Annotated in this window: 2 protein-coding genes; both read left to right on the top strand. The window is 73.4% G+C overall.

The annotated features are described in order from the left end of the window. On the top strand, positions 1-546 hold a 546-nt coding region (locus tag Q1A87_RS23490), incomplete at its 5' end, for a glycosyltransferase (protein ID WP_299657270.1). After that, positions 543-1,122 (top strand): glycosyltransferase (locus Q1A87_RS23495; RefSeq protein WP_299657273.1); only part of this gene is annotated, 580 nt, incomplete at its 3' end. The genes Q1A87_RS23490 and Q1A87_RS23495, both read left to right, overlap by 4 nt.

The raw sequence follows: 1,122 nt of genomic DNA on the forward strand, positions 1-1,122 counted from the left end.
GCGATCGAGGCGCTGCCCGCAATTCTCGAGCGCGTTCCCGATGCCCGCTACGTGCTGCTGGGCGCGACCCATCCCGCGCTCCTGGCACAGGAGGGCGAGCGCTACCGCGACGGGCTCGCCGCCCGCGCCCGCCAGCTCGGCGTCGACCATGCGCTGAACATGGAGAACCGCTACGTCGACGACGGCGACCTCTGCGACGCGCTGCGGGCGGCCGATCTCTACGTCACGCCCTACCTCAATCCCGAGCAGATCACCTCCGGCACGCTCGCCTATGCGCTGGCCTGCGGCGTGCCGACCGTCTCGACCCCCTACCGGCACGCCGAGGAGGTGCTGGAGCCCGACTTCCTCTTCCCCTTCGGCGATGCGGGCGCGCTGGCGGCGCGCTCCGTCCCGTTGCTATCCCGGCCGAGCCTGCGGGATGCCGTGGGGCGCCGGCTCTGGGCGGCCAGCCGGGACGCCATATGGCCCGTCCATGCGAGCCGGTTGGGCGAAGCACTGCGGGCCGCCGCCCGCACGGCGGACGCCCTGGCGCTCCCCGCCGCGTGACGCCGCTCCGCATCTGCATGATCGCCCCGATCGCCTGGTCCTGCCCGCCGCGCGGTTACGGACCGTGGGAGGCGGCGACGAGCACGCTGACGGAAGCCCTCGTCGCGCGCGGCCACGACGTCACGCTGTTCGCTGCCGGAGGCTCGGCCACGGCCGGCACGCTGCGAGTGACGGCGCCGCATCCCTACGAGGAGGCGCCGCTCGACGTGAAGGTCTGGGAGGCTCTGCATCTCGGCACCGCGATGGCGGCGGCCGCGGGTGGCGTGTTCGACGTGATCCACGCCCAGTGCGACTTCCCCGCGCTGCCCTACGCACGCTTGCTTCCGGTTCCGATGGTGGTGACACTGCACGGGCTCGGCCCGCCCGCGACCCGCGACGCGGTCCTGCCGATCTGGCGGGCGTACATGGATGACGCGCACTACGTCGCGATCTCGCAGTCGGACCGCCATTCCGACCTGCGCTACGCCGCCACCATCCACCACGGCCTCGACCTCGACGCCTGGCCGGTGGCGCCCGATCCCGGCCCCGATGCGCCGCTCGCCTTCTTCGGGCGCTCGCATCCCGAGAAGGGCCCGG

The sequence above is a fragment of the uncultured Jannaschia sp. genome, from assembly GCF_947494055.1.
GTDB lineage: Bacteria > Pseudomonadota > Alphaproteobacteria > Rhodobacterales > Rhodobacteraceae > Jannaschia.